Origin of the sequence: Mesorhizobium sp. B1-1-6 (assembly GCF_006443035.1) — a bacterium.
Lineage (GTDB): Bacteria > Pseudomonadota > Alphaproteobacteria > Rhizobiales > Rhizobiaceae > Mesorhizobium.
In genome coordinates this window covers 1-3,253 of sequence record NZ_VFWR01000039.1, presented here as the reverse complement: position 1 = coordinate 3,253, position 3,253 = coordinate 1, and the positions used below count along the sequence as shown (strand labels likewise).

Annotated in this window: 1 protein-coding gene; it reads right to left on the bottom strand. The window is 66.3% G+C overall.

The window, feature by feature from the left end; translation table 11 throughout:
• The coding region (locus tag FJ979_RS32330) for an autotransporter-associated beta strand repeat-containing protein (RefSeq protein ID WP_181181830.1) at nucleotides 1–3,253 on the bottom strand (3,253 nt) is incomplete at both ends.

Below are 3,253 nucleotides of genomic sequence, written 5' to 3'. Positions count from 1 at the left end.
GCCCGTCGAACACGGCCAGGAACCGATCGGCGCTGTCGATGCCGGCTATGATGGCACCCGCCGCGATCTCGCCGGAGGCAGCTGACAGCCCATTCGCGTCGAGCCTGACGAATTCCCCGGGCAGCCTGCCATTGGCTTCGAAATGGTCGAGCGCCCTGTCGGCCACGGTCCGTTGGTTCCGATTGAGGGCACTAAGCTCGGGATCGGTGCGGTCGGTGCCCGTTACCAGGTACACATTGTTGGCGTCATAGCTCAGGCTGGTCTCGAAGCCGGGCAACGGCGCGTCGCTGAGGCCGGCGAATTTGGTGCCGCCCAGACCGCGCGTGGCATTGAGGATGGTGGAGTTCCTGGAAACAGAGCCGCCTGCCAGGAACGTGACATCGACGGTACCGCCCGAAAGATCGGCGGAGCCGATGACGCTCGCGCGGTCGGCCGTGCCGCCGGAGACCTCGACGGCGTAGATCGAGCCGGCGCCGAATGTCAGTTTCCCGATGATATTGATCGTGCCGATCGAATTCCCAGGCGAAAGCGTGCCGCCATTAATGATCGTCGACGGCAATATACCGGTGCCGCCCACCGTCGCGCGCGTATTCACTCTCAGGCCCCGAGACGAAGCGATCGAGCCGTTCGCCAGAAGCGCGCCGGCGTCGACCGTCATGCCGCCGTCGACGCTGCTGGTGCCGGTGAGGGTGAGTGTGCCAGGGCCGTTCTTGGTGAGCGTGCCGGAGCCCGTCATGTTGCCGGCATAGGTGCCGTCGAAACCCTGGTCGAAGATAACGGCGGCATTGTTCAGGATGTTGCCTTGCAGGCTGAAGGTCGTGCCCTGCAGCGCGCCGGCCGAGACGGTCGTGCCGCCAGCGTAGTTGGCGGCAGCGGGCAGGATCAGCGTGCCGGCGCCGATCTTGGTCAGGCTGCCGAGGCCGGTGATGTTGCCGGCATAGGTGCCGTTGGCTGCTTGGTCGAAGACGACGGAGGCGTTGTTGGTGATGTGGCCCAGCAGGCTCATTGCATTGCCCTGCAGGACGCCGGCATTGACGGTGGTGCTGCCGGTATAGGCATTCGCGCCAGTGAGGATGAGGGTGCCGTCGCCAGTCTTGGTGAGGCTGCCCGAACCCCTGACGACACCGCTCAAGGTGAGGGCCTTGTTGGCGTCCACGAGGATAGCGCCACCGGCGCCTAAAAGCCCGACAGGGCGGGCGCTGGTAAAGGTTTCCGAGGCGCGCAGAGCCCCGTTGTTCAGGTCGACATGGGTGCCGGCTGCGCCGAGCTTGGCGTCGGAGGCAACCCACAGGGTCCCTCCTGCCACCTGCGTGCCGCCGGCGTAGGTATTGTTGCCGGTGAGGACCAGCGTGCCGGCTCCGATCTTGAAGAGGCCACCGTTGCCGCTTATGTTGCCGCTCCAGGAGAGAGACTGGGACTGCGCCGCCACGTCGATACCGCCACCGTTGCTGGCCAAGGTGATATTGCGGCTGATCGACGTTGCCGCAGGTGTGTCCGTCATGGTCCCGACTGCACCACCGTTCAACATGATCCCGGTGGCTGCCGCGCCCAGGTTGCCGTCGTTGGCGAAGCGCAGCACGCCGCCGGTGACCGTCGTGCCGCCCGAGTAGGTGTTGGCCCCGCTAAGAATCAGGTCGCCGGGGCCGGACTTGACCAGCGCACCACTTTCACTGACTACACCACTCAGGGTGAGGGTTTCGCCGGCATCGACGAGAACGATGCCGCGAGCGCCGGTAAGCCAAACGGGGCGGGTGCTGGCAAAGGTCGCCGACGCACTCAGACCGCCACCACCGTCCAGGTTGAGATGGGTGCCTGCCGCGCCGAGCTTGGCATCGGACGCGATTCGCAGGACTCCTTCTTCCACCCGCGTGCCGGCCGCGTAGGTGTTGGTGCCCGTGAGCGAAAGCACGCCGCCGCCTCGCTTGAACAGGGCGCCGCTGCCGGACATGTTGCCGGCAAAGGTGCCGTCGTTGCCGGCCTGGTCGAAGATGACGGACGCATTGTTGGTGATGTTGCCTCTGAGGCTCGACGTTTTGCCCTGCAGGATGCCGGCATTGACGATGGTGCCCCCGCTATAGGCATTGGCGCCGGTGAGAACGGTCACGCCGTCGCCATTCTTGACCAGAGACCAGCTGCCACTGTCGGTGCCGGTGCCGCCAGCTCCGGTCTGGTCGATGACGATGTCGCTTATGGTCTGCGTCTGTCCGGCGCCAGGGGCGACGCTGAACGAGCCGTTGCCGTGAAGGAAGATGCCCGACCCGATGCCCTGGCCGGGCGTGGCATTGCCCTGCCCGCCCCTCCTTCCACCGTCACCGCCCGCGACGGCATTTCCGGAAATGTTGAGAGCGCCGGCCAGGGTCAGGCTGCCGCCCTCCTGAACGAAGATCGCACCGCCGAGACCGGCGCCGCCACCGCCGCCACTGCTGACGTCGTTGCTGGTGCCGGTGCCGCCGCCGAAGCCACCAGGCTCAGCCACTCCACTACTGCCGGCCCCGCTGCCGCCGCCAAAACCGCCGGCCCCCGGTATATAAGGGCAGTCGCTGCCCGAACACCAGCCGCTGCCGCCGCCGCCGCCGCCAAAACCACCGGGGCTGCCGTCTGTTATGCTACCGTCACCGCCGGCGCCGTCTGGCGCACCGCCTCCACCACTGACGGAGGCGCCGCCGTCGCCGCCATCGGCTCCGATCGGCCAATAGCCACCGCCGCCGCCACTGCTGCCCCACGAACTGCTCAAGGTCAAAGGTCCGAGCGCGCCGCCATTGCCGCCGCGCGCCTGGTTGGCCTGCAGGTTGACATTGCTTACCGTCACATTGGCGCCTTTGCCGATGAACAGCGCGCCGCCCAGTCCAGCGCCGCCGCCGCCACCACCGCCGCGGGCGGGATTGCCGGGTACAATAAATCTTGCGTCGCCACCCTTACCGCCCTCGGCCTTGGCGTTGGTGATGGTGAGATCTTTGATCGCCACGTTGATCGCGCCCTGCTGCACGAACAGGCCGCGATACTGGTTGTTGCCGGACAGGGTGAAGCCTTGTCCGTTGATGGTCATGTTGCCGCTCCGCACGGGCGGCAGGTTGGCTGTCAGCGTGACATTGGCGTAGAACCGGATTGTGTCGCCGTAGTCGGCGTTGAAGATGGCGAAATGCAGATCCCCCTCGTTGTAGACTGGCCAGTCCTCGGCTCTCGCCGGAAGCGTTGTTGACAGCGTTCCAGCTGCGAGAAGGATGGCCAGTGCCAGGCGCGAGCCCGATGTCGA